This window comes from Photobacterium sp. BZF1 (assembly GCF_014349205.1).
GTDB lineage: Bacteria > Pseudomonadota > Gammaproteobacteria > Enterobacterales > Vibrionaceae > Photobacterium.
On sequence record NZ_JACSOF010000055.1, the window covers coordinates 15,062 to 38,090 of the forward strand.

Here is a 23,029-nt window from a genome sequence, read left to right on the forward strand (position 1 = left end):
AACCCGCTAGTTCTAAGCCGGTGCCAAATGAAATAGAGGATATGTCGTCCGCGATGGAAAAATGCGTAGCTCAAAAGTGTGTTTCGCCAAGGTTGTATTATCATTCTATAGCTATGATAACACCTCAATAGCTTGGGTGCCCGCGAAGGTGATTACTGGCAAGCATGGGTACAGGCGGGCTTTCGCGGTTTGTTCTCAACCACCCTCTATCGTCGTTGTTGATATCACCGTCATAGACTTCAATTTAAAAGTCTTGGATTAACGTTGGCGTATTTGCAAAAAAGAATTTGCTGAACCGGGATTTATACTGCCAGCCAAGGGTAAGCAGCCGCTTGGCCAAGCCTTTATTCTCTATAGTTGCGACTTCAATACCGTTATAATGATAAGGGTGCTTCCTGATATAATCGATAAATGCAGTTAACACCCCTTGTCCCCTTACCGCAGAAGCAAAGCGTACAGACACAATAGAGAATCGCTGACTCCCTACTGGGCAGCGAACCAAACAGTAACCTAATTCATTTTGGATGGTTTCCGAAAACTCTGGAAATGGCCGATCTTGATACTTTTGCGACAAGCTATCGTACTCTGCACAAAGTGTTTTCAGAAGTTGTTGGGCATTCTGATTCATGGGCAGCGCCTTTTTTGGGTCCTCTTACATAATAAATATTAATTCATCATGCGAAGTGGCTAAACCCATAGAGGCCATTAAAATAGGGTAAACATTTAAGTGTTCAAACTGCCTCTTTTTATTTTTTCTTAATTATTTGAAAAAACACAGTGGCTCATTTCTTTCAATATAGCCACAGTACTTATTCCTATTATACTTTTCTACAGAATCACACCAGTACGCTCACCACACCAATCCAGCATAAGGCGCTGAATATTAAAGTATTAACTTAAAAAATCAGTTATTAACCTTTGGTTTCCTCGAGATTAACGTCTAGTTTATGGCATCAAGTAAGTATTTGAGCAAAACTATAACCGTGATTTTAACAAAGTATACACCTTCGTTAAAAGGTAATTATTACTTTTATTTTCATAATAAAGAAAAAGGTTAAATAAAACATTTCCCCTTTGATTTATAAGTCATAGAAATTAAGCCAATATTTTTGAAATATTCAGCTAAAAGTCAGTTAAAGGATATTTTTAATGAAGTTTGCAAAACGTACCCTAGCATCAGCGTTAACGATCGGTTTTTTATCTTTTTCACTCCCTGCTCTGTCATCACAAACAGACGCAATGAGGGCAGCAGATACCCCGACAGGCGCACTTTACCAGCCTAGTGTAGAAAAAGATGTCTTCCGTAACCTAACCCCATTACACCTTGCTGTTGTCGAAGGTAATTTGGAACAGGCCAAAAAGTTGATTGCCGAAGGAGCAGATGTCAACGCTTTGGACCCATTGATGGGAAATGCCCCTATTCACTTTGCCGCTCAGGCCCATAATGTCGAGATGCTAAAGATGCTGGTTGAACATGGCGCATTCGTGAACCTTCAATCCGTGCGACTAGGCGCATCCCCACTGATGCTGGCGGTATGGTACCGCAACATCGAAGGCGTAGAATACCTTCTTAGTTTGCCGGATACTGACACAACCTTAGTAGCGGCATTTGGTATGTCGGCCAAAGATTTCAATGACTTCGGTCCAAACCCTGAAGACAAAGCAGCCATCGCTGATATCGCGCAGATAAACCAACTGTTTGATAAACGCACCGCTGAACTAAACAGCCAGGCCAAAAATGACAGTGCCATCTTTACTGCTTTGGTCCTTGATACGGAGTCAACCGACGAAGAAAAGCTGGCAAATATTCAAGCACTCATCAAAGGAGGAGCTGATGTCAATGCAGTTTCCCCTGTTCTCAAGGTAGGTAGTGACTTCCACACCGCACTTCTGGTCGCAGCCCGGAACGGCAACTACGAGATTGCGAAAGCCTTGCTCGAGGCGGGTGCCGACCAAACTATCCCTGGCAACTACATGGCTGCGATTCCTTTACACAAAGCGGCTTATTTTGGTCGGGCCGATATGCTGACGCTGCTTTCTCAATACGAAGGATTCAAGGAAGTATTGGATGCGATGGGTCCAAATAACGGTTACACACCGCTGCATGATGCTATCTGGCACGGCCACACCGAGGCGGCTAAAGTCCTGATTGAAGCAGGCGCGGATACCAGTATTGTCGCTTTTGACGGGTTAACACCAAAAGCACTGGCAGAGCAATTTGGCTATAGCGATATCGTCGAACTCTTGGAGGACGGTGAGTAATGTCCAAGCCAAAATTGGAACCAATTATCAATGATATTTTTGCCGCTTTTGATCAACTGGCCGACGACAGTTTCTTTACTCAATACCTCAGTGAAGAGTGCCATTTTGAATTCCACGGAGAGGTATTTGATGGAATAAGTGGATTCAAAACTTGGATGGCCAACAACAGGGCAACTTTTGAGCCTGGCTCGTTGCACCACCATCCTTATGACTTCAAATATAGTGTGATGGCTGACAACCGGTATCAAATTGACTTCATGCTGGATTTCAAAGCCCGTGCTTTGTCGGGAGAAATATTCGACCATACCGTTAAGGAGCAATGGGTGGTCGATTTAAGCTCCACCCCATTCAAGATTGAGAGGTACCTTGTTGAGCCAATAAAAAAAGGTAGGCCGAGGCCTACCAAAGCACAGTAGCGAGTTGCTTTAAAACAGACCTCATAAGGCGGCTTGCTCAACGCAAAATAAAATGAATCCAATCACCAGGGATTTATTCTATTTAAATGCCGCCTTAACCAATGGCCTCAAGTTAGGAACTTTCATAAACAAAAGTTAAACAAAATCACTAGTTAAACAGGTGTAGTTGCATGCGAAGACAACTCCTGGCAATTATTTAATCGTTCATCCTCCTTTATTCCAAAGAAAATCATGTATAGCGAAGGGACAACGACAAGTGTTAATAGTGTTGCCACTGTCAACCCGAATACTAATACCACCGCCATCGACAGGAAGAAGGCATCATAGAATAGCGGTAATACACCTAATATCGTCGTCAGTGCCCCCATCATTACCGGTTTGACCCTGCTTGCAGCAGAATCCAATACCGCCGTATATCTGGGCTTGCCCTCAGAGATTTCCAAGTCCATTTGATCGACAAGTACGATGGCATTTTTGATTAACAAACCAGATAGAGATAACAGCCCTAGAATCGCCATGAACTCAAATGGGGTCCCCGTCAGAACCAGACCATAAACAACACCGATGGTGGCCAGAGGTACAATTGACCAAATTAGCAGTGGTTGCCTGACTTTGTTAAACAAAACAACAGTAACCAGTATCATCGACAACACGCTAAATGGTATTGCGTCTGCAAGGTTTTGGTTGGCTTTGGTACTATCGCCATGCTCGCCACCCCATTCGAGTGAATAGCCCGGCGGTAACTCAATCGCTTCAATCTTTGGCTTGAGCCTAGCGAACAGGGTTCCGGCTAGCTCACCGGCAACTGGATCTGATTGGGCTTTGATACGCCATACCCGATCCTCACGCTTGAGCAAACCATCACGCCACACCGTTTCAAAAGATCGCACAACTTGCATCAGCGGGACTTGTTCTCCGGTCGTACTGCTCGTTACCTGCAAAAGACCGATATTATCGATGTTATCCCTTTCAGCTATCGGTGCCCGCGCGACAATCGGAAGCAACCGGTCGTCTTCACGGTAAGTACCAATTTGCTGACCGGTGTAATTCACCAGCAAGGCACTTGCGATATCTTGTTTCGATACCCCCAACCGGTTTGCCAGAGTTGGGTCATAATTCGGTTGGATGACTCGGACAGGTTGCCTCCAGTTGTCTTTAATTGACATCGCCTTTCCGTCGTCAACCATGATCAATTTTGCTTGTTCGGCAAGTTGCCTCAGCACAACAGGATCAGGGCCGCTGAACTCAGCTTCTATCTTCGAACCGCCGCCCGGCCCCAATTGGAACTGCCATACCTTGGACAGAGCATCGGCGTAATTCTCATCAATTAGCTTCTGCACCTTCTCTATGGTGGGCTTTACCTTCTCCAAATCATCCATTTTCACCAAAAACTGGCCGTATGCGGTGTTTTCACTTTCTCCTTGATAGATGAGCATATAACGCATCGCCCCTGCCCCGACCAAGGTTTGAACACCGGTGACACCTTCGAGCTCCATTAATTGCTGCTCGATATCCAGCAAATCACGCCGAGTTATGTCTATATCCGTTCCCTGTGGTAACCAATAGTCCACAACAAATTGCGGGGTCGTCGAAGTCGGGAAAAAACCCGGCTTCATATATTGCGCAGTGTATATCGAAGAGAAAAACAGTAGCACGGTGATAACAACGGTCTTAACGCGGTGGCGCAGTATAACCTGCATGAACTTTTTGTATTTTTGTATAAATGCAGGCTCATTGTGGTTGGCACCTATGGTGTCCCCCTTGATCAATAGCTCGCACAAAAAGGGAACAAACGTTATTGCAAAGACCCAGCTATACATCAGGGAAATCAGCACCACAAAGAAAAGGTGCCGTGTATATTCTGCAGAGTCACCCTCTGACAAACTAATGGGTGCGAACGCCAAGATGCCAACCAGTGTCCCTCCCAATAAAGGCCACATAGAACGCTGAACCACTGTTTTCAACAGCTCTAGCTTGGCAGTACTGCGTTTGTTTGAGAAAACACTTTCAGTGACCACTATCGCATTATCAACCAGCATCCCCAGGGCGATGATCAAAGCCCCCAATGAGATTCGATGCATTGGTATTTCGCTAATCTGCATCGTGTACAACGTAGCAGCAATGGTCAAAATTAGGGTCGCACCGATGATCAGTGCAGGCTTGATTCCCATAAATATCATCAGGGTCACCAGCACAATCGCAAGCGCCAGATACACATTGGCGACGAAATCATTAACGGCGACTTCAGTGACTTTGCCTTGATGGTAGAACTCATGCATTTCCATCCCGACAGGTTGCAGTTCTACCGATGATTTCAGTTCGGCATCCACCATCTCTCCCACTTCCACGACATTGGCACCAGAGACATTGGCTATACCAAATCCGATGGCAGGATGACCGTTGTACCTGACTTCATGAACTAGGGGACGCTGCACTTCGCGAGAAATGGTCGCAACATCTTTCAGGTAGACGATGGTTCCGTCAGTGTCTGTCGCGACATGCAGAAATTCCAGCGATTCAACGGAAGAGACGGTATTAGGTAATTGAATTGTCGAACGCAGCGTATCTAGCTTGGCATTACCGGCAAAGACAACACTATTTTGTTGTTGCAGGGACTCTAGAATTTGGCTGAGCGATATGCCAAGTGCATTGACTCGCTGCTTGGAAAACTCAATATATACCGCTTCTTGTTGAATCCCAGTCAGGGTAACCTTTGCCACCCCATCAATCGCAAGAATCCGCGTTCTTAGCTGCTTGGCATAGTCTTCTAATTGCCGGTTCGAATAGCCCTCTCCGGTCAATAAGTAATAAATACCGTAAACGTCACCAAAGTCGTCATTAATAAAACTGCTGTGTGCTTCAGCAGGGAGCAGGTACTGTGAGTCATTGACTCTGTTCCTAAGCTTATTCCACACGCTTTGTAGTTCGTTTTTTGTCGGCGCGGCGTTGTACTTCACCAACACTTCGATACGGGAAAGCCCGTCGGAAGATGTCGACACGATCTCTTCTATCTCTGACATTTCCTGAATAGCCGATTCAAGAGGTTCCGTGACTTCATTTGCCACCTCCATCGGTGTTGCTCCCGGGTATTCCGTGAGGATAATGGCAGAACGAATAACAAATTCCGGGTCTTCAAACCGGGGCATCGTTTGATAGGACTGCCAGCCGGCAAATAAGGTGGCGAGGATAAATATCACCATCAGCAACTTATTTTTTATCGACACCACTGCTGGGTTAATCATGGTTATTACCTATTGCTAATTTCATTCTGTTAAAGCTCGATAACTTTCATATCGTCAAATAAGAAAGCACCGCCGGCTCCAACTACCCTGTCATCAAGTGATAACCCCTCGATTACCAGCAACTTCTCACTTACCCCCTGCTCGACCAATACATACCGTTTGCTGACTGTCTGGTTTTCTTGGTTAAACACCCACACGTAATGACCACCGTCATCGGACATTACGGCAGAAACAGGCAACAACACCCCTTTGACCGAGTTGTCTTTGTAATCGACCTTGGCTTTAACCATTGCAGTCATACCGGGCAATATGGTCAGGTCTTCAGGCGGGGAAAAACTAAACCTCGCTTGGTAAGTTTGAGACCTGACATCAGCCTGCGTCGATATCTCAACCAACGTGGAGGCAATGGGCGTTTCTGGCATAACATCCAAAATTGTCTTTGTTTCTATCAGCTCATACTGCTTTTCAAAGGCAACCACATTGGCAGGAATGTTGACGACCGCTTCGGCATCACCAAAGGTATCGAGGGTGACAATAGGCTCCCCGCCAGAAACCGCTTGAAGCTTTTTCTTGTGGGTAATCGAAATAATGCCGTCAAAGGGGGAGACTAAAACCGCATCCTCTCGATCTTTCTTTGCACTGTCATAGGCTGCTTTTGCTTTTTCTAAATCGGCAGTAATTTGATCAAACTGCTGCCTGGCAATCGCATTGGATTTAAGTAGCTTTTCCACTCGGCTATGTTGCAGCTTTATCGCCTCTAAATCGGCCTTGGCGGATCGGAGCCTATTGTCAAATTGGCGGACGTTTAGCTGGGAAATAACTTGCCCCTGAGCCACCTCATCACCTTCTTTTACATTTAATTCGACGATTTGCCCACTGACGGGAAAGCTCAGCTCGCGCGTTGTGGAAGCTTCCACAATTGCCGGTAACGAGTACTCAATAATTGAAGAGCTTTGTTTGGGTCTGATTAACATTACAGGCCGCACATTTTGTACATCTGCTGTCTGGGTTTCCTCTTCTGTGCACCCCGATAGCACTAGCGCACCGAGAAGAAGGGCTGAGGTTGCTTTGTTCATGACAATTCCAACATTCTTGTTTAACCAATACGTGAAGGTTATTCACGTTTTGAGAACGTGACTATCCTTCACTTTTCGTTTATAGTCAAGCCATGAATATGAAAAACACCCAATCTATCCGGAAGAAGCCGGAGCAAACCCGAAGCATTAATCGGGTTAATGAAATCCTAAACGCGGCGAAAGATCTCATCGTAGATCGTGGGATCGACCAATTCACCATGAAGGATATTGCTGATCGTGCGGCAATGAAGCCAACCGCGCTTTATCGTTATTTCCCAAATAAACAATCGGTTATGCGCGAGCTTACCTTGCAGATGTTTGAAGATGATAACCGGCTTGTGATGGAAGCTATGGTTAACTCGGACGCGACGATTGAGACAATCATTGAACAGGGTTCGTACAATTACTGGGAGCTGCACAAGACTGAGCCTTACCGTATAAAGCTCAACCTGGCGATCCAGTCCGATCCTGAACTGTGGAAGTTGAGTGTTGAAGAATCGAAAAAAAGCGTAAGGAAACTGTGTGAAAATTTTGGCAGCAAATTGAGCCTGAAAGACACCGCAAGCCTTGAAAGGAAAGTACTGCTCAATGTGGTACTCATGACATCAGCGATAAACCTTGCCACCAGTTTTGATGAAGGCGAAGCTCAGTTGATCATGGATGATTTCTTGCAAATGACGCTAAACAATATGAAGGCGGTATACACTGAGCAATAACCGATTCAATTTGCAGGCTTAGATATCGTTCCGATGGCTGTAAGTGAGTACGCTATTTCATCGACGAAAATAGCAACCCGATAACTGGGTTGCTGTTTGTATAGCTAGGACTTAACGCTAGGCATCGACAAAAATCACTTCACCATTGATGAATCCATCAACCGAACGTTCAAACGCCTTGCCGACTAACTTTCCCGGTACCGGCTCGAAGCCCGGCATCATCTCGCCATACACATCCCATGCTTCGGCAAGGACGGTTGGGTTAACCACATTGATCCTCGTATTACGTGGCATTTCATAGGCAACACATTTTACAAAGGTATCGATCGCACCGCTTGTCGTGGCATCGGCGATGGCATAGGGAATGGGCTTAACATTCAAAATACCGCTGATTAAAGTGAACGAGCCACCATCAGCAATGTATTTTTGACCGATTCGTACAAGGTTGATTTGGCCCATCATTTTACTCATAACGGTTGTCATCCACTGCGCTTCAGTCATCTCGGCAAACGTCGCATATTCACAAAAGCCAACAGTATTGACAACCGCATCAAAGTGGCCGACTTTCTGATACAGGGCCTCAATGGATTTCTCATCGGTAATGTCCACAATATGATCAACAGCACCAGAGCGGCCCGCTGTGATCACCTTGTAGTTACCTAAACCGGTCAATGCCGCTTGACCCATTTTGCCCAGTGCACCAATTAGAATGACAGTTTTCATATTTCTCTCCAGCCTTTGGATTCGTTCGATGGAGAGACTTTAACGAACCACTAAAACAAACAGAAACAATATGATTTTGTACATGATACAAGCCAAACTTGTTATCACGTACAATCAAACTATAACGTTTTTTGTAATAAGGTGAAGAATGGGCCGGCTAGATCGATTAGACATAAAGCAATTGAGGGTTTTCCAAGCTTTGATCCGTGAAGAGAACGCGTCCAAAGCCGCAAGCCAGCTTGGATTGACCCAACAAGCGGTCAGTGAGCATCTTAAAAAGCTCAGGGATGTGTTTGATGACAGGTTATTCGTCAGGAAAACCAACGGCTTTGTTCCCACGCCATTTGCGCAAGAACTCTCAATCAAAGTTGATAAGCTGCTGATTGATTTCAGCGCACTAATGGCAACTAGCCGCTTCTCACCAGAAAAGGCCAAGGGGACGTTTGTAATATCTGCTACCGATTATGCCCAGCAGGTTGTCCTACCTCCATTAATTGCAAAGCTTAGGCTCCAAGCCCCCAAACTGAAGTTAATCGTTAGGGATTTTGAAATAGACACGCTTCATGACTTAATGGAAGGTGGCAAGGTGAATTTAGCCATTGCTTTCCCTGATTACATTCCACAAAGCTACCGGGTTTTAAAGCTGTTCGAGGAACACCATGTCTGCGTAACATCACCGCGTTCATCAATTTCAGGGAAAAAGCCCTCTCTGGCTGAAGTGGCCGAATACCCGACGATTATCGCCTCGCCATCCCGTCCTAATTTCAAGGGATCTATCGATGATTGGTTCTCGCAATTTGGTCTAAAGCGAAATGTGGTTATCTCTGCGCCCTGCTTTTCTATTGTCCCTATGTATCTTGAAACCACAGACTCCATCGCCTTCCTACCATCAAGGGCCATTGAATCATTGGATGTGGTCACGATTCCACTCGACCACTCCCCCGACAGCTTTGATGTCATTGCGGCTTGGCACCCACGTTACCATGACGACCCGTTACAGCAGTGGGTCGTGTCTTTGCTGGAGGTTGAGTGATGCGCCTAAGAGACTTCAAAACAGGTTCAATAGGTAGTGGTGTCCTGCCTAAAAAGCGCAGCAGTTTATTTAAACTGAATGCCAGTTAAATATATGTGACTGTATTTTATAGCCATTTGTAGATATCGTTTTAGCACTTCTCCTTTCCTCTCTGTGAGAAGTGAATAATGTTCTTGTTTATGTAAGTCAGAGCCCTCCAGTAATCGGTCAGATAATAACTGTTCCGTTACTGGAGGGCTCTTTTTATCTAATACCAGAAAGGCTCTACTAGTACCTATGCGCTAACACAAGTCCCTGCTTTCTCAGCCAATACATCCAGCCCTTCTTCCAAGGCGCCAATATAGGCCCTGCCGCCGAACTGGGCAAAATCAGCAGCGGCTTCCACTTTCGGGCCCATTGAGCCCGCTGGGAATTGGTACTCGCTCAACTGTGCGGGGGTTGCTGCACGAAGTGCGCGCTGGTTCTCTGTGCCCCAGTCCAAGTAGACAGCATCGGCGTCGGTTAAGATCAAAAGTTTGTCGGCGTTAAGTTGCTTGGCAAGCAAAGTAGCAGCAAGATCTTTGTCGATCACCCCTTCCACACCGGTATAGCCGTAGTCGGTTTTGCGTACAGGGATCCCGCCACCGCCACAGCAGATCACGATTTCGCCCGCGCCCAATAACGTCTCGATAGATTTCTTATCTATGATGTTCAGTGGTTTCGGCGACGGTACGACGCGGCGGACAAACTCGCCATCTCGTTTCATAGTCCAGTTATTGGCTTCCGCCAATATGCCTGCTTCTTCTTCGTTATAAACTGGGCCAACGAACTTGGTTGGATCTAGCATGCTCGGGTCGTTCGGATCGACTTCGATACGGGTCAACAAACTGGATACTTCGGTATCCGGCATAAGGTTTTGCAGCTCTTGCGCCAGCATATAACCGATCATGCCTTCACTTTCAGCGCCCAGAACATCGAGCGGATATGGCTGGACCTTGTCGTAGGCCAGATTCTGAAGGGCTAACAAACCAACTTGAGGCCCATTACCATGGACAATCGCAACCTGGTATTCCTTGGCAATCTCGGCAATTGCTTTGGCAGCAATCTTGATATTGGCAAGCTGGTTGGTAAAACTCGGCGCATCGCCACGACGCAACAGTGCATTTCCCCCTAAGGCGACAACAGCAGTACTCTTCTTGGTTGGGGTGTTCATAATTACTCCTTGAATTATCCTTGTCGTTTGGGGCTGTCACCCCTACCCGTTCGTGACGGTTTACAGCGCACTGGCATCGAACGGTTTGCGGCGAATAAAGCGGCCATTCCCGGCTTTCCCCGTAAATTCGCCATTACACGCTACAACGTCCCCACGGCTGATGGTCATCACTGGCCAGCCTTGGGTTTGGATTTCTTCAAACGGGGTGTAATCTGCGTTGTCGTGTAGTAATTCGTGTTTGATTGAGACTTCTTGTTCCGGATCGAACAGCACCAAGTCGGCATCAGATCCAGCCTGTAATGCGCCCTTTTGCGGATATAGGCCAAACAGCTTGGCTGGCAGGTAACTGGTCAACTCGACAAAACGACTTGGGCTAAGCCGCCCTTTCATGACACCTTCTGAGAACAGCAACGGCATTCTGGTTTCAACGCCGGGCATCCCATTTGGGCAAGCACTGAAATTGTCTTTGCCACGTTGCTTTTGATCGTGATAGGTAAACGAACAATGGTCGGTGGCCACCGTATCGATGCTGCCATCCACCAGCCCGAGCCAAAGCTTCTCGCGCTCTATGGCTGGACGCAACGGTGGACTGAGGATGAACTTCAATGCGTCTTCCCTTTCGTAACAACTATCATCCAACATCAGATACTGCGGGCAGGTTTCAACCCACACAGGCTGATGGTTATCACGAGCAAGGCGCGCGTAATCCAAGCCAAGTCCATTGGAAAGATGAACAATATATAGCGGTGCATCACCAGCCAATTTGGCGAGGTTAATCATCCGGGCTATGGCTTCAGCTTCGCACTCTAGAGGACGGCTTACCGCGTGGTATTTGGGTGCGGTTTTGCCCTGTTCTAGCAATTGGGTACGGCGCAAGGCAATGGCGGCATCGTTCTCAGGGTGCACCGTCGCAAGCGCACCAACTTGCTTGAGTTGGATCAGTGCCTTTAGCACTTCTTCGTCATCGAGCTTGTAACCATAAGTCAGGTACAACTTGAAGCTGGATATCCCCTCTTCTTCCACCATCGATGCCATTTCAGCGAGGATCTCATCATTTACGTGCTGGATCACCCCATGGAAGCTATAGTCGATAACGGCCGTTTCCTTGGCGTATTGCTGATAGACATTCAACTGGTGGTGGAGGCTACACCCTTTTGGGCCAAAGCCCATATGGTCAACAACAGTAGTGGTGCCGCCGCAGGCAGCTGCGCGGGTGCCGGAGAAGAAATCATCGCAACTGCGCGCAATGCCGACATCAATATTAAAATGGGTGTGGACATCAATACCGCCAGGCATCACATACAATCCCGCCGCCTCAATGATTTCACACTGCTTGGGAATGATATGGATTTCAGGGGCAATATCGGCGATCTTGCCGTCAACGATAAGGATATCGGCTTTTTGTGCCTGTTGGTGATCGACCACTATCCCCTGGCGGATCAACAATATCCCCGGACGGGGCTGGGTCAGGATCGCCGCTTGAGTTTCTGATGTTTTTTTCGACGCCGCGGAAAACATACTTTATTCCTTCTCTGCCTAAGAATTCCTATACCCAAATAACGTCAAGGTATAAAAAGGATGCTGTTTCGTTTGCCCGCTGGGATTAGAGGCTTAGCTTTGAGGCTTCAGGTTTAACGGACAAAAGAAACAGAAAATGCCTGCCTAAAAAAGAAATCCATCCTGGGGGGGATATGTGGCCAACGTTAGGCAGAGCGGTCGGCGCCCCCAGGACGGAAAAGGGTGGACAGGCAGAGCACAGAGAGCATAGTGCCCTACCCGTCACGTTTTATTACTTCTTCAGTTCTTTCAGATACATCTGAGGAATAACAGCGTACATTGCGGCACAAGTAACTAGATGATCTTTCCAAGTCTTCTCGTTTGGCGCATGTGCTTCTGGCTCTTTACCAGGACCGAAGCCGATCACTGGGATCCCGTAGCGGCCCATGATAGATACGCCATTGGTTGAGAAGGTCCACTTATCAACCGTTGGTTTCTTGTCGAACAGTAGCTCGTAAGAAGCTTCCAGGGTCTTGGTTGCAACATGATCTTCGTCGATCTTCCATGCTGGGAAGTAGCACTCAGTTGGGTAAACCAAGCCGGTGTAGGCTGGGCGGTCGTAGTTGTACATGGATACTTTACCGCCGAACTTCTTAACCGCTTCAAGCTCTTCGATTTCCTTGATAGCACCTTCCCAAGTTTCGCCCCAAGTCAGGCGACGGTCGATAGAAACTGCACAGCTATCGGCAACCGCACAACGGCTTGGTGAAGTGAAGAAAACTTCAGAAACGGTTAGTGTGCCTTTGCCTAGGAATGGGTCGTCACCAAGGTTAGAAGCCAGTTTTTCGATATCACCTAGGATGTGGCCCATCTTGAAGATGGCGTTGTCACCACGCTCTGGCGCTGAGCCGTGGCAGCTAACACCGGATACATCAACACGGATTTCCATGCGGCCACGCTGGCCACGGTAGATCTGGCAATCAGTAGGCTCTGTAGATACAACAAACTCAGGGCGGATATTGCTTTCCTGGATGATGTACTGCCAGCACAGACCGTCACAGTCTTCTTCCTGAACAGTACCGGTAACTAGCAGGGTGTATTCGTCTTCAAGGCCAAGATCTTTGATGATCTTACCGGCGTAAACCATAGACGCCATGCCGCCTTCCTGATCCGATGCACCACGGCCACCGATCACTTCGTCATCTTCCATACCTTCGTATGGGTCGAAGTCCCAGTTATCCATGTTACCCACACCAACGGTATCGATATGTGCATCCATCGCAATAAGGTGAGGACCGTGACCAATCCAACCCAGTACGTTGCCCATTGGGTCGATTTCTACTTTGTCGAAACCGACTTTTTCCATTTCTTCTTTGATGCGAAGTACTACTTTTTCTTCGTCACAACTTTCACTTGGGATGGCAATCATGTCACGAAGGAAGCGGGTCATGTCCGCTTTGTAGTCTTGGGCTTTTTCCAGTACTTGGGCAAATGGGATGTTCATTATAATTCTCCTTGAACCGGGCGGTGGTCATCACACCCGATATGATCGATTTTCACGGCACCCTGCCTATAGATGACACCAACAAGGTACGAAATTTAAAATTCTTGGTAGATTGCTTTGTGCATTTAGTGATGCTAGTTAGTGCAGATATTGCGCTAACTAGCAGACATAAAGGGTCAAATGGTTTGGTGTTTACCGCCCCACACGACTTCGCGGTAATGGATAGGGTCGGTATCCCCTTCGGTGTTAATCAACAGCACGACAGAGTCTTGGTTGAGGCCCATTTTCTCCATCAGTTTTTCTTTTTCTGGATGGAAGTGAACGGCGGCAAGCAAACCAGCTCCTACAGCACCAGACTCACCAGACACAACCCTTGGGTCTTCACCTAATGGATTACCAAGGACACGCATACCAAGTGCCGCAACACTGTCCTGGCAAGAAACAAACTGGGTGGAGCAATCGCGCAATACAGGCCAGCCGATAGGATTAGGCTCACCACAAGCCAGGCCAACCATGATGGTGGCAAGGTCACCATCAACATTGATCATTTCGCCTTTTTCACTGATACCAGAACGGTAGATACAGTCAGCTTGGTCAGGCTCGACAACAACAGAGTGCAATTTGTCAGGGCCGTATTGGTCACAAAGGTAGCCCAGCACGCCGCCGGCCATTGCGCCGACACCAGCCTGTAGGAAAACGTGGGTAGGACGTTCAACAGCCATTGCTTTCATTTGATCGACAGCTTCCGCCGCCATGGTGGTGTAACCCTGCATGATCCAGGTAGGGATTTCGGTGTAACCTTCCCAAGCAGTGTCCTGCACGACCTTCCAACCATTCTCGTCGGCAGTTTTGATAGCCAAACGGACGGTATCGTCGTAGTTCATGTCGGTCACAATACATTCAGCGCCCAAGGCACGGATATTGTTAACACGCTCGTCAGCCGCACCTTTAGGCATGTAGACCACGGCATTCTGGCCGAGTTTATTAGCAGCCCAAGCCACACCACGTCCGTGGTTACCATCGGTTGCGGTAGCAAAGGTCATTTTTTCTGTGATGTCGTTTTTCAGCTTATCGAAATCAAACGCATTGATATCAAGCTTGAACTCATCACATAGCAGGCGGGCAATCGCATAGGCGCCCCCCAGCATTTTGAATGCGTTCAGATCGAAGCGGTAGGCTTCATCTTTGACTAGGATTTTGCCAACACCGATTGCTTTGGCCAGGCAGTCTAGAGAATGTAATGGTGTCGGCTGGTAGCCTTCCACAGCTTGGTGGAAAGCGCGGGCTTTTTCCGCTTCAGCGGCGGTAAATAGTGGAGATAGCTGACCGTTATAGTGGCGGTTATCGGCAATCTCCATTTTAAGAGTGAACGTAGACACGACCAGACCTCATAAAATAAGAGAAAGAAAAAGGCGGGGGCCTGAAATAACCCAAGGGTATAACTCCCCCGCTAATGGGCTAGCATGCCCAAGCATAAAGATACAGATAGATCGACTAGGGTTTCCCCTGCCCTGTAACACCATCACGGATGAGCCAAGACGAATGCACCAAGGCAGGAAAAGTATCGATGCCCTAAGCGGTTATTTAACGCGCTTCTTCGCATCATCCAGTAGCTCTTGCAGAATATGCCCAGGCTCCTGGTATTTACGGTTTAGTATCATTGCCGCAATAATGTATGGCTTCCAGCTCGCTTCCTTGTAAGTCGCGATGCGGTACTTCTCAAATACCGACTCTTCCACTTCACCTTCTTCACACGATACGCCAGTGATATCCGCTGGTAAGCAATGCATATAAAGGGCTTCGCCCGCTTTGGTCAGCTTCATCATCTCTTCAGTACAGTGCCAGTCTTTGTGGTTAGCATTTTGTGCAAGACATTCTTTTTCCAATGCTTTTAGACCATCATGGTCGTTGGCACGTAGCAACTCGGTACGGCGGCCCATCACTTGGTAAGGCGCCCAAGACTTCGGATATACGATATCTGCGTCTTTGAATGCTTCTTCCATGCTGGCAACCTGAGTGAAGCTACCGCCAGAGGCTTCTGCATTCTTGCGAGCTTCTTCAACAACTTCAGGGATCAAGTCATAACCTTCTGGGTGAGCCAGAGTGACGTCCATACCAAAGCGGGTCATTAGGCCGATGATGCCCTGAGGCACAGAAAGCGGTTTGCCGTAGCTTGGCGAGTAGGCCCAAGTCATCGCAATTTTCTTGCCTTTTAGCTTGTCTAGGCCACCGAAGTGCTCTTCCAGCCATGCCAAGTCAGCCATAGACTGGGTTGGGTGGTCGATATCACACTGTAGGTTAACCAGTGCAGGACGGTGAGGAAGTACGCCTTCTTTCACGCCGTCATCCAACGCTTCGCCAACTTCACGCATGTAAGCATTACCCGCGCCTAGGTACATGTCATCGCGGATACCGATGGCATCGGCACAGAATGAGATCATGTTGGCTGTTTCGCGGACTGTTTCGCCGTGGGCGATTTGTGATTTGCCTTCATCTAGGTCTTGCTGGGCAAGGCCTAACATGTTGATAGCTGAAGCATAGGAGAAGCGGGTACGGGTTGAGTTATCACGGAATAGAGAAATTCCGAGGCCGTTGTTAAACACGTTTGTCGCGATGTTTTCCTGGCGCATTGATTTAAGGGCTTGGGCCGTTTTCAATACACGCTCAAGCTCTTCCGGGGTTTGCTCCCAGGTCAACAGAAAATCTTTGTCGTGCAGTTCAGATTTAAGCTCATTAATTTCCTTGATCAGTTCGTTGATGCTCTTCATGTTTTTCTTCCCGGTTTCAATTGTTATACGTTCCTGGCGGCGCTTTACTTCACGGGCCAGTCGCTTAATGGGTAATGACAGCCTTTGGCATTGCTCAATCAGCGATCATTGATTTGGTTTTGATTTAAGGCACTGAGATTGCTTAGAAGGACAAGAGTTGACGCTAATGCCTTGTAAAACTTCAGGCTTAAATTAAGGGTTAACAAAGATAAATATTTCGGAACTTAATTCAGTACAATCAACAACTGTGCCAACATTGAATGCTGAAAACTAAAATTATTGTTAGTCGTTGAAAAGCCGCATGAATACTGGGACGGGAGATTGAGAAGTATTGAACCTTCATAAAGAAAGTCGGGGCAATAGAAATATCAGCTATCACCGAGGTATCAACTCTCTAGACCAAAATGATAGTGATAAAAAAGAGGGATTATCATATTGATATTCCCATGTGACATTGCTAGCAAAATATTTCATTTCGAATTTTTCAATTGAAAAACCCTGACACATATCAAACAGCATAAAGCAGTTTTTCTTTATGTTAATTCGGTCATTAAAGGAATAAGCCAGTCAATATGCTGAACACACCAAGACCCTCAGAATTAATGCAGTTGCAACCAACCATCCTCCGCTTCACCCAGATGTTGTCGGCGGTGTTGAAAATCGATGCCGAAGTCGTCGATGCCGATTTGGTCCGAATTGCTGGCACGGGTCCCTACAGTAAGTTTTTTGGAAAGAAACTGAACACCAGCTCAAGGATATTTAGATACATCCTTGAAACACATGAAGAAAAAGTTGTTGTCAAATCTCGCACCGATCCTTTATGCGAAGGGTGTACCAACAAAAACGGTTGTCGTGAAATGGCCTTTCTGGGCGTACCGATCATGATTGAAGAAAGGTGCCTGGGAGTCATCAGCCTTGTCGCGTTTACCGAAGAGTCGCGTGAAAGAATCAAGGATAATGTCCAACTTTTCTCAGACTACATTAAACACATCGCCCAAATTGTGGTGTCTAAAGTCGTCGAGAAAAACAGTAACAGTGAAGGTCTCGATGAGGTGTTTACTAATCTTATTGAAAACATGGACCAAGGCGTATTAGTTCTCGATGAAAACAATCGGGTAAAATACGGTAACCAGCCCGCGCTCAACAACCTGAATATTACTCAGGAAGGGCTGCACACCCTCGAAATTAATATTCAACCGCTGTCGCTTCATAACAATGAAATGAAAGGCCACCAGCAACATATTATTTCGCTAGGTGGGCGTCAGGAATTATTAGTTGGGCAGTTTTACAATGCCCACGGCCACCAATTATTTTTAATGGCTTACCATCAGCCCAATAGCGCCTTGATGATCCCAGATCATGAACCACAATTCGCCACCGTTATCGGCGAGTGTACCAAGATGCGCCAACTGAAAAAGCTGATCACCCGTATCGCCAGTAGCCCATCTAGCGTGCTTATCAACGGTGAAAGTGGTACCGGTAAGGAAGTTATCGCCAATGCGGTCCATAACCTAAGTGATCGTAAAAACTATCCATTTATCGCGATTAACTGTGCTGCGATTCCTGATCAATTGTTGGAAAGTGAGCTGTTCGGTTATGTCAAAGGCGCCTTTACCGGTGCTTCTACCAAGGGCAAAACTGGCCTTATTAAGGCTGCTAACAAAGGCACCTTGTTCCTCGATGAAATCGGCGATATGTCGATGACTCTGCAAGCCAAGTTATTACGTGTACTAGAAGAGCGGGAAGTCATGCCGATAGGCTCGAACAAATCCGTTCCGGTCGATATCCGCATTATTTCGGCAACCAACCGTAATTTTCAGGAGATGATCGCCACCAACAAGTTCCGTGAGGATTTGTATTACCGCCTTAACGTTATCCCTATCCACCTTCCGCCGCTAAAAGAACGCGAAGGCGATATCGCGCTGCTGATCAACTACTTCCTTGAGCATCACACCCAAAAGATCGGGGTAACCTACCCGGGGATCAGTGCTGAAGCGATGCGCCGCCTCAATGCCTACCATTGGCCGGGGAACGTGCGTGAACTAAGCAACTTAGTGGAGTATCTCGTCAATGTCGTTCCAGAAGGCGACCAGATCGACGTCGACTTATTGCCTCCGTATTTTGAGCAGACCCCTGAAGCAACCAGCCCACAGGAAGTCTTAAGCGACGATTGCTCGATGAGCCTGGAAGAAATGGAGAAGATCCGAATTGAAGAGGCCATCGCACGACTTGGCAACCGCAAGATGGTTGCAGAAGAGCTCGGGATTGGGATTGCGACCCTATACCGCAAAATAAAAAAATACGGGCTTAGCAACCACAGGACCTGATAAGGATTCCATTGCCCCTCCCCATACAGCAAGGCCGCGCAAATACGCGGCCTTTCTTTAGAGCTCTTAGCCTTTAGAAGCTTATCGGCTTACGGCCTGTTGCTTTGTCTGCAGGGCCTTTGGCTGCAGGCTTACCTGAGTTGGCTTTATTTCCTTTGGAACGGTTGCCTTGAGAGCCGGCTTTCGCTTTAGCCCCCTGCCCTTTGCCCTTTGAAGGCTTAGACGCTGACTTAGCACGTGGGGCTGGCTTTGGTTCAGCCGCTTTTTTCGGCTTCTCCACCACCTCGGTTACTGGCTGGTCGCAAAGCACCAGGTAGAACTCATTGTTGAACTCAATGACATCACCGTCGTACACCTTACGGCGTTTACGTTGTTCCAGTTCGCCGTTTACCGCGACATAACCTTCGGCAATTGCGAACTTGGCTTCACCGCCACCACTTACGGCGTTGGCAATTTTCAACACCTTATAAAGCTCAATCGGTTGGGCATTCACCTCAACGCCAAGGGCTTCAACTTCATATTCTTCGTGTTCTTCAGACATTTTTCTAACCAGTGGTGACTTCGATAATTTAACTGACGCCGGAGCGCTAACTGAATTTTAACCCAATCACGCTTGGCATTCACGGGTTTGAGTAATACCAAGCTAAATAATGAACGACTCCCCCTTAATCGTTTTAGGTTGTACTAAAACGGCAGAGATGGCTCTGATATGGTCAGGTTATTGTTTAGTTTGGTATACTTCGCCGCTCGTTTCTCTATCGATTGCTTTCTAGTAGGTCAACACATGTACTGCCCCTCTTGCGGACAAGCCTCCCTCACTCGTAGCGATGCCAAAGCTTTTCGCTGTGAACACTGCCAGTTCACCTATTTCCACAATACCGCATCAGCCGTTTTGGCAGTTATCTGCTGTGGTGATGAAGTGTTAGTGGCAGAACGAGGGCGCAATCCAAGTAAAGGCATGCTCGATTTTCCCGGTGGTTTTGTCGATTATGACGAATCGTTAGAGCAAGCCCTTTACCGCGAACTGCAAGAGGAACTGGGCTTTCAGCCTAACAATATTCACTACATGGGGTCGGCATCCAACACCTACGTTTACCGTGGTATCGAATACAAAACCTGTGATGCCTTCTTTCACATCACACTAGATAACAAGCCAAAAATGCAAGCAAATGATGATGTTGCCGCTATCCGCTGGGTAAAGAAAAATGAAATATCCCCGGATGAGTTTGCTTTCGACTCGGCCAGAATCGCACTGAAATTACTGGGTATAGATTGACAGCAATTCGGTCGCTCTACGCCTACAGGAGCGAGGAAAGTGTGAACTACGCCTCCTTCCTCCTCCTTAAAATAATTAATCAGGGATGATGGTTTTTTAACCAAATCAAGACAGGATGTATGTCGTAAACAACATGATGACTTGAGGGTAAACGTCATGCTGACTTTTAATAAAGATTATGTTTTTTCAAACAACGCAGAAACCAGCTTCGAAGAAGCTAACCGTGTTAGTTGCCAGCAAGAAGCCGACAAAGAACTGAAGCGTAAGGCAATGTTGGCTAGCGTACAAAAAGAAGGTGGTTTGGAAGACTAACATCAAGCTAAATGGCCGCTATAGCCTTTTAGCTTGCTTTGAAGACCAATCCTAATTCGACGTCTCTCCAGCGCTGGTGGTAACCAAGTTTTTGGCCGCCAACCAATATCTTCCTGTGCCTCGTTGTTAGTAAGCAATCAACTTTCTCAGGCCATCAGCGCTTTTCTTACCTAAGACTCATTGGCTCGGGGTCAGCCCACTTCTACTTTGTAGTAAATTCAACCATTAACTAGTATTCCTTAAAGTACATCGCTCACAGCGACTTTGAGGGAAGTGGCCATGTCTCTATTATCCTTGCTCCTGCGCACCCTACTTCTCACCGCTTTTCTGGTGATACCCAGCCTTGCTATGTCTGAAGAGCAGCCAGCAGTCACACAGCCAAACTCCGAAAAAAAGCTTGAAGGCGTGTTGGAGCGCCCACTGATGGAACGCTATGTATTGGATGAGCTAAAGGCGCTGCGTATCGAACAACAAGACCTTGAGCGCAGAATGGTGATTGAAATTACCGACCGGGAACTGGCGGTTGCTGATAAGTCGATGAACTATGCCAATGTCACAGTAACCTACTTCTTTTACTTCATCGCGGGTGCAGCGTCACTCTTTGCCTTCGTCGGCTGGCAATCACTGCGTGAGCTTCGGGATAACACCAAAAAAGCCGCCGACCAGCAACTCCAGTCGATTGCCGATCAGTACGAGAAAAAATTCCAGCGTCTCGAGCAAGACCTCAAACGTAAGACCCGGATCATTGCCCAGAACAATAAAGAGATTGAAACAATTAATGAAATCCACAATTTGTGGCTACGTTCACAGGGCCTACAGACCCCAGAGCAGAAGATCGAAGTCTACGACGATATTTTGAAAATACGCCCCGGCGATTTGGAAGCCCTGACCTACAAGGCTGATGCCGTTATGGAGATCAGGGAGTATCACTGGGCACTTAGCCTCTGTAACCGCGTACTTGAGCTGGATTCTAGCAATGCCCATGCGCTTTACCAGCGTGCTTGTGCCTATGCCTGTTTAGGCTCGGAAGAGCTCGCTATCAACGACTTAGAGCAAGCAGTGATTGGCAGCGCATCACTACGCGAACTCGCCGCAGAAGATCCTGACTTTGAATCCCTTCACGGTAACGAGCGGTTTGAAATCCTGATAGACCCCAACGATTCCTAGAATCTCCCCGCTAGCTTCATAGAATAATCTGAAAGATTAGGACTTTTCCTGATCCTGCTGTAAGCTAGCGCGCTTGCTGCCTGTGTGAGGCAGATCATACTTTTATCCAACTGAGAATTTTCTATGAGTTTTGCCTCTTTGGGCCTTTGCACCCCAATTCTTGAAGCTGTTGCCAACCAAGGCTACGAAACCCCGTCTCCTATTCAAGCTCAGGCTATCCCTGCTGTCTTGGAAGGTCGGGATGTCATGGCGGCGGCACAAACAGGAACAGGCAAAACCGCAGGCTTTACCCTGCCTATCCTTGAGCGCTTATCGAAAGGCCCAATCGTACGTGCTAACCAAGTCCGTGCGCTAGTCTTGACGCCAACCCGCGAACTAGCAGCCCAGGTCGGTGAAAACGTTGCAACCTACTCCAAGAAACTGCCACTAAGCTCGGCGGTAGTTTTCGGTGGGGTGAAAATTAACCCTCAGATGATGCGTATGCGCAAAGGTGCCGACGTACTGGTTGCCACCCCCGGCCGCTTGTTGGATCTTATTGGTCAAAACGCTGTGAAGTTCAACCAACTGGAAGTCTTGGTACTGGACGAAGCTGATCGTATGTTGGATATGGGCTTTATCCGTGACATCAAGAAGATTCTTGCATTGCTTCCTGCCAAGCGTCAGAACCTGCTGTTCTCTGCCACCTTCTCTGAAGAAATCCGTGAACTGGCTCGAGAGCTGACCAATAATCCAGTAGAGATTTCAGTTACGCCACGCAACAGTACGGCCAAAACTGTACAACAGTGGATTTACCCTACAGATAAGAAGAAAAAGCCAGCGCTGCTAACCAAGCTTATCCAAGAAAAGAAGTGGAACCAAGCACTTGTCTTTACCCGTACCAAGCATGGCGCAAACCGCTTGGCGAAATACCTTGAAGAGCGTGACATTACTGCAGCTGCTATCCACGGTAATAAGAGCCAAGGTGCCCGTACAAAAGCACTGGCAAACTTCAAAACCGGTGAGATCCGCATTCTAGTCGCAACCGACATTGCAGCCCGTGGTATTGATATTGACCAACTTCCGCAGGTTGTTAACTTCGACCTGCCAAATGTGGCAGAAGATTATGTTCACCGTATTGGCCGTACTGGCCGTGCGGGTGCCGAAGGCCACGCGGTTTCACTGGTTTGTGCTGATGAAATCAAAGAGCTGAACGCTATCGAACAATTGATCCAGCAGCATCTTGAGCGTAAAGATGTAGTAGGCTTTGTGCCAACCAACACGCTACCGAACTCTTTGCCGATCAAACCGCTCAAAACGAAAAAGCCAAAGAAACCGAAAAAGCCAAAAGAATCGGCAGGAAACAGTGCTGAAAAACGTACTGAACGCCGCTCAGAAAACAGCAATAAGCCAAAGCGCAACTCAGGCCCTCGCAAAGGAAATGCGCCTAAGCAAGGTGATGAAAAACCTCGCAGCAAAACTAACGGCGGCCAACAGCGCAAGCGTCAAGCTAACGGCAACGGCAACGGCAACGGCAACGGC

The 23,029-nt window shown here is 47.5% G+C and carries 19 protein-coding genes; 9 read left to right on the plus strand and 10 right to left on the minus strand.

The window, feature by feature from the left end; genetic code table 11:
- Positions 1–244: 244 nt before the first annotated feature.
- A complete protein-coding gene (locus BIZ37_RS13905) occupies positions 245–628 on the minus strand; it encodes a hypothetical protein (RefSeq protein ID WP_187462017.1) in 384 nt (127 codons plus the stop codon).
- Between the two features lie 521 nt (positions 629–1,149).
- On the opposite strand from BIZ37_RS13905, the gene BIZ37_RS13910 reads away from it, so the two are divergent.
- Positions 1,150–2,262, plus strand: a complete 1,113-nt coding sequence (locus tag BIZ37_RS13910) for an ankyrin repeat domain-containing protein (RefSeq protein ID WP_187462018.1) — start codon at positions 1,150–1,152, stop codon at positions 2,260–2,262.
- On the plus strand, positions 2,262–2,678 hold the full coding sequence (locus tag BIZ37_RS13915) for a hypothetical protein (protein ID WP_187462019.1): 417 nt from the start codon (positions 2,262–2,264) through the stop codon (positions 2,676–2,678). The genes BIZ37_RS13910 and BIZ37_RS13915 overlap by 1 nt, the downstream gene beginning before the upstream one ends.
- Before the next feature lie 152 nt (positions 2,679–2,830).
- On the opposite strand, the gene BIZ37_RS13920 is transcribed toward BIZ37_RS13915, so the two are convergent.
- Together BIZ37_RS13920 and BIZ37_RS13925 are read right to left on the minus strand one after the other, a co-directional pair.
- Positions 2,831–5,920 (minus strand): efflux RND transporter permease subunit, encoded by a 3,090-nt coding sequence (locus BIZ37_RS13920; protein ID WP_222939681.1) that lies wholly within the window; start codon positions 5,918–5,920, stop codon positions 2,831–2,833.
- Positions 5,921–5,949: 29 nt separating this feature from the next.
- Positions 5,950–6,996 carry an efflux RND transporter periplasmic adaptor subunit gene (locus BIZ37_RS13925; RefSeq protein WP_187462020.1) on the minus strand — a complete coding sequence of 349 codons (1,047 nt, stop codon included), beginning with the start codon at positions 6,994–6,996 and terminating at the stop codon, positions 5,950–5,952.
- Between the two features lie 98 nt (positions 6,997–7,094).
- Between BIZ37_RS13925 and BIZ37_RS13930 the strand changes: the two genes are divergently transcribed.
- Positions 7,095–7,712, plus strand: coding sequence for a TetR/AcrR family transcriptional regulator (locus BIZ37_RS13930; protein WP_187462021.1), 618 nt, complete (start codon positions 7,095–7,097; stop codon positions 7,710–7,712).
- Between the two features lie 117 nt (positions 7,713–7,829).
- Here BIZ37_RS13930 and BIZ37_RS13935 read toward each other — a convergent pair whose 3' ends face one another.
- Positions 7,830–8,435, minus strand: coding sequence for a short chain dehydrogenase (locus BIZ37_RS13935; RefSeq protein ID WP_187462022.1), 606 nt, complete (start codon positions 8,433–8,435; stop codon positions 7,830–7,832).
- A 148-nt stretch (positions 8,436–8,583) separates the two neighbouring features.
- Between BIZ37_RS13935 and BIZ37_RS13940 the strand changes: the two genes are divergently transcribed.
- Positions 8,584–9,468: a LysR family transcriptional regulator gene (locus tag BIZ37_RS13940; RefSeq protein ID WP_187462023.1), complete on the plus strand. Its 885-nt coding sequence runs from the start codon at positions 8,584–8,586 to the stop codon at positions 9,466–9,468.
- Positions 9,469–9,742: 274 nt separating this feature from the next.
- Here BIZ37_RS13940 and arcC read toward each other — a convergent pair whose 3' ends face one another.
- The 5 genes from arcC to ygeW form a co-directional block, all read right to left on the minus strand.
- Positions 9,743–10,660, minus strand: coding sequence for a carbamate kinase (arcC, locus tag BIZ37_RS13945; RefSeq protein WP_187462024.1), 918 nt, complete (start codon positions 10,658–10,660; stop codon positions 9,743–9,745).
- 60 nt (positions 10,661–10,720) lie between these two features.
- Entirely contained in the window at positions 10,721–12,178 is a 1,458-nt protein-coding gene (gene hydA / locus BIZ37_RS13950) for a dihydropyrimidinase (protein WP_255526757.1), read from the minus strand.
- 271 nt (positions 12,179–12,449) lie between these two features.
- Positions 12,450–13,661: a YgeY family selenium metabolism-linked hydrolase gene (locus tag BIZ37_RS13955; protein WP_170114923.1), complete on the minus strand. Its 1,212-nt coding sequence runs from the start codon at positions 13,659–13,661 to the stop codon at positions 12,450–12,452.
- A gap of 176 nt (positions 13,662–13,837) precedes the next feature.
- On the minus strand, positions 13,838–15,040 hold the full coding sequence (gene dpaL / locus BIZ37_RS13960; protein ID WP_187462025.1) for a diaminopropionate ammonia-lyase: 1,203 nt from the start codon (positions 15,038–15,040) through the stop codon (positions 13,838–13,840).
- Between the two features lie 201 nt (positions 15,041–15,241).
- Positions 15,242–16,429 carry a knotted carbamoyltransferase YgeW gene (gene ygeW, locus BIZ37_RS13965; RefSeq protein WP_107299772.1) on the minus strand — a complete coding sequence of 396 codons (1,188 nt, stop codon included), beginning with the start codon at positions 16,427–16,429 and terminating at the stop codon, positions 15,242–15,244.
- Between the two features lie 602 nt (positions 16,430–17,031).
- Between ygeW and BIZ37_RS13970 the strand changes: the two genes are divergently transcribed.
- Positions 17,032–18,756, plus strand: a complete 1,725-nt coding sequence (locus BIZ37_RS13970) for a sigma 54-interacting transcriptional regulator (protein WP_255526758.1) — start codon at positions 17,032–17,034, stop codon at positions 18,754–18,756.
- Between the two features lie 73 nt (positions 18,757–18,829).
- On the opposite strand, the gene BIZ37_RS13975 is transcribed toward BIZ37_RS13970, so the two are convergent.
- Positions 18,830–19,297 carry an RNA-binding S4 domain-containing protein gene (locus tag BIZ37_RS13975; protein WP_187462027.1) on the minus strand — a complete coding sequence of 156 codons (468 nt, stop codon included), beginning with the start codon at positions 19,295–19,297 and terminating at the stop codon, positions 18,830–18,832.
- A gap of 243 nt (positions 19,298–19,540) precedes the next feature.
- Here BIZ37_RS13975 and BIZ37_RS13980 point away from each other — a divergent pair, with 243 nt between their 5' ends.
- The 4 genes from BIZ37_RS13980 to BIZ37_RS13995 form a co-directional block, all read left to right on the plus strand.
- Complete coding sequence (locus tag BIZ37_RS13980; protein ID WP_187462035.1) at positions 19,541–20,032, plus strand: NUDIX domain-containing protein; 492 nt, start codon at positions 19,541–19,543, stop codon at positions 20,030–20,032.
- 156 nt (positions 20,033–20,188) lie between these two features.
- Positions 20,189–20,344, plus strand: coding sequence for a hypothetical protein (locus tag BIZ37_RS13985; RefSeq protein ID WP_187462028.1), 156 nt, complete (start codon positions 20,189–20,191; stop codon positions 20,342–20,344).
- 279 nt (positions 20,345–20,623) lie between these two features.
- Complete coding sequence (locus tag BIZ37_RS13990) at positions 20,624–21,511, plus strand: hypothetical protein (protein ID WP_187462029.1); 888 nt, start codon at positions 20,624–20,626, stop codon at positions 21,509–21,511.
- Between the two features lie 123 nt (positions 21,512–21,634).
- Positions 21,635–23,029, plus strand: a 1,395-nt coding sequence (locus BIZ37_RS13995; RefSeq protein WP_255526759.1) for a DEAD/DEAH box helicase, incomplete at its 3' end; no start/stop codon positions are given.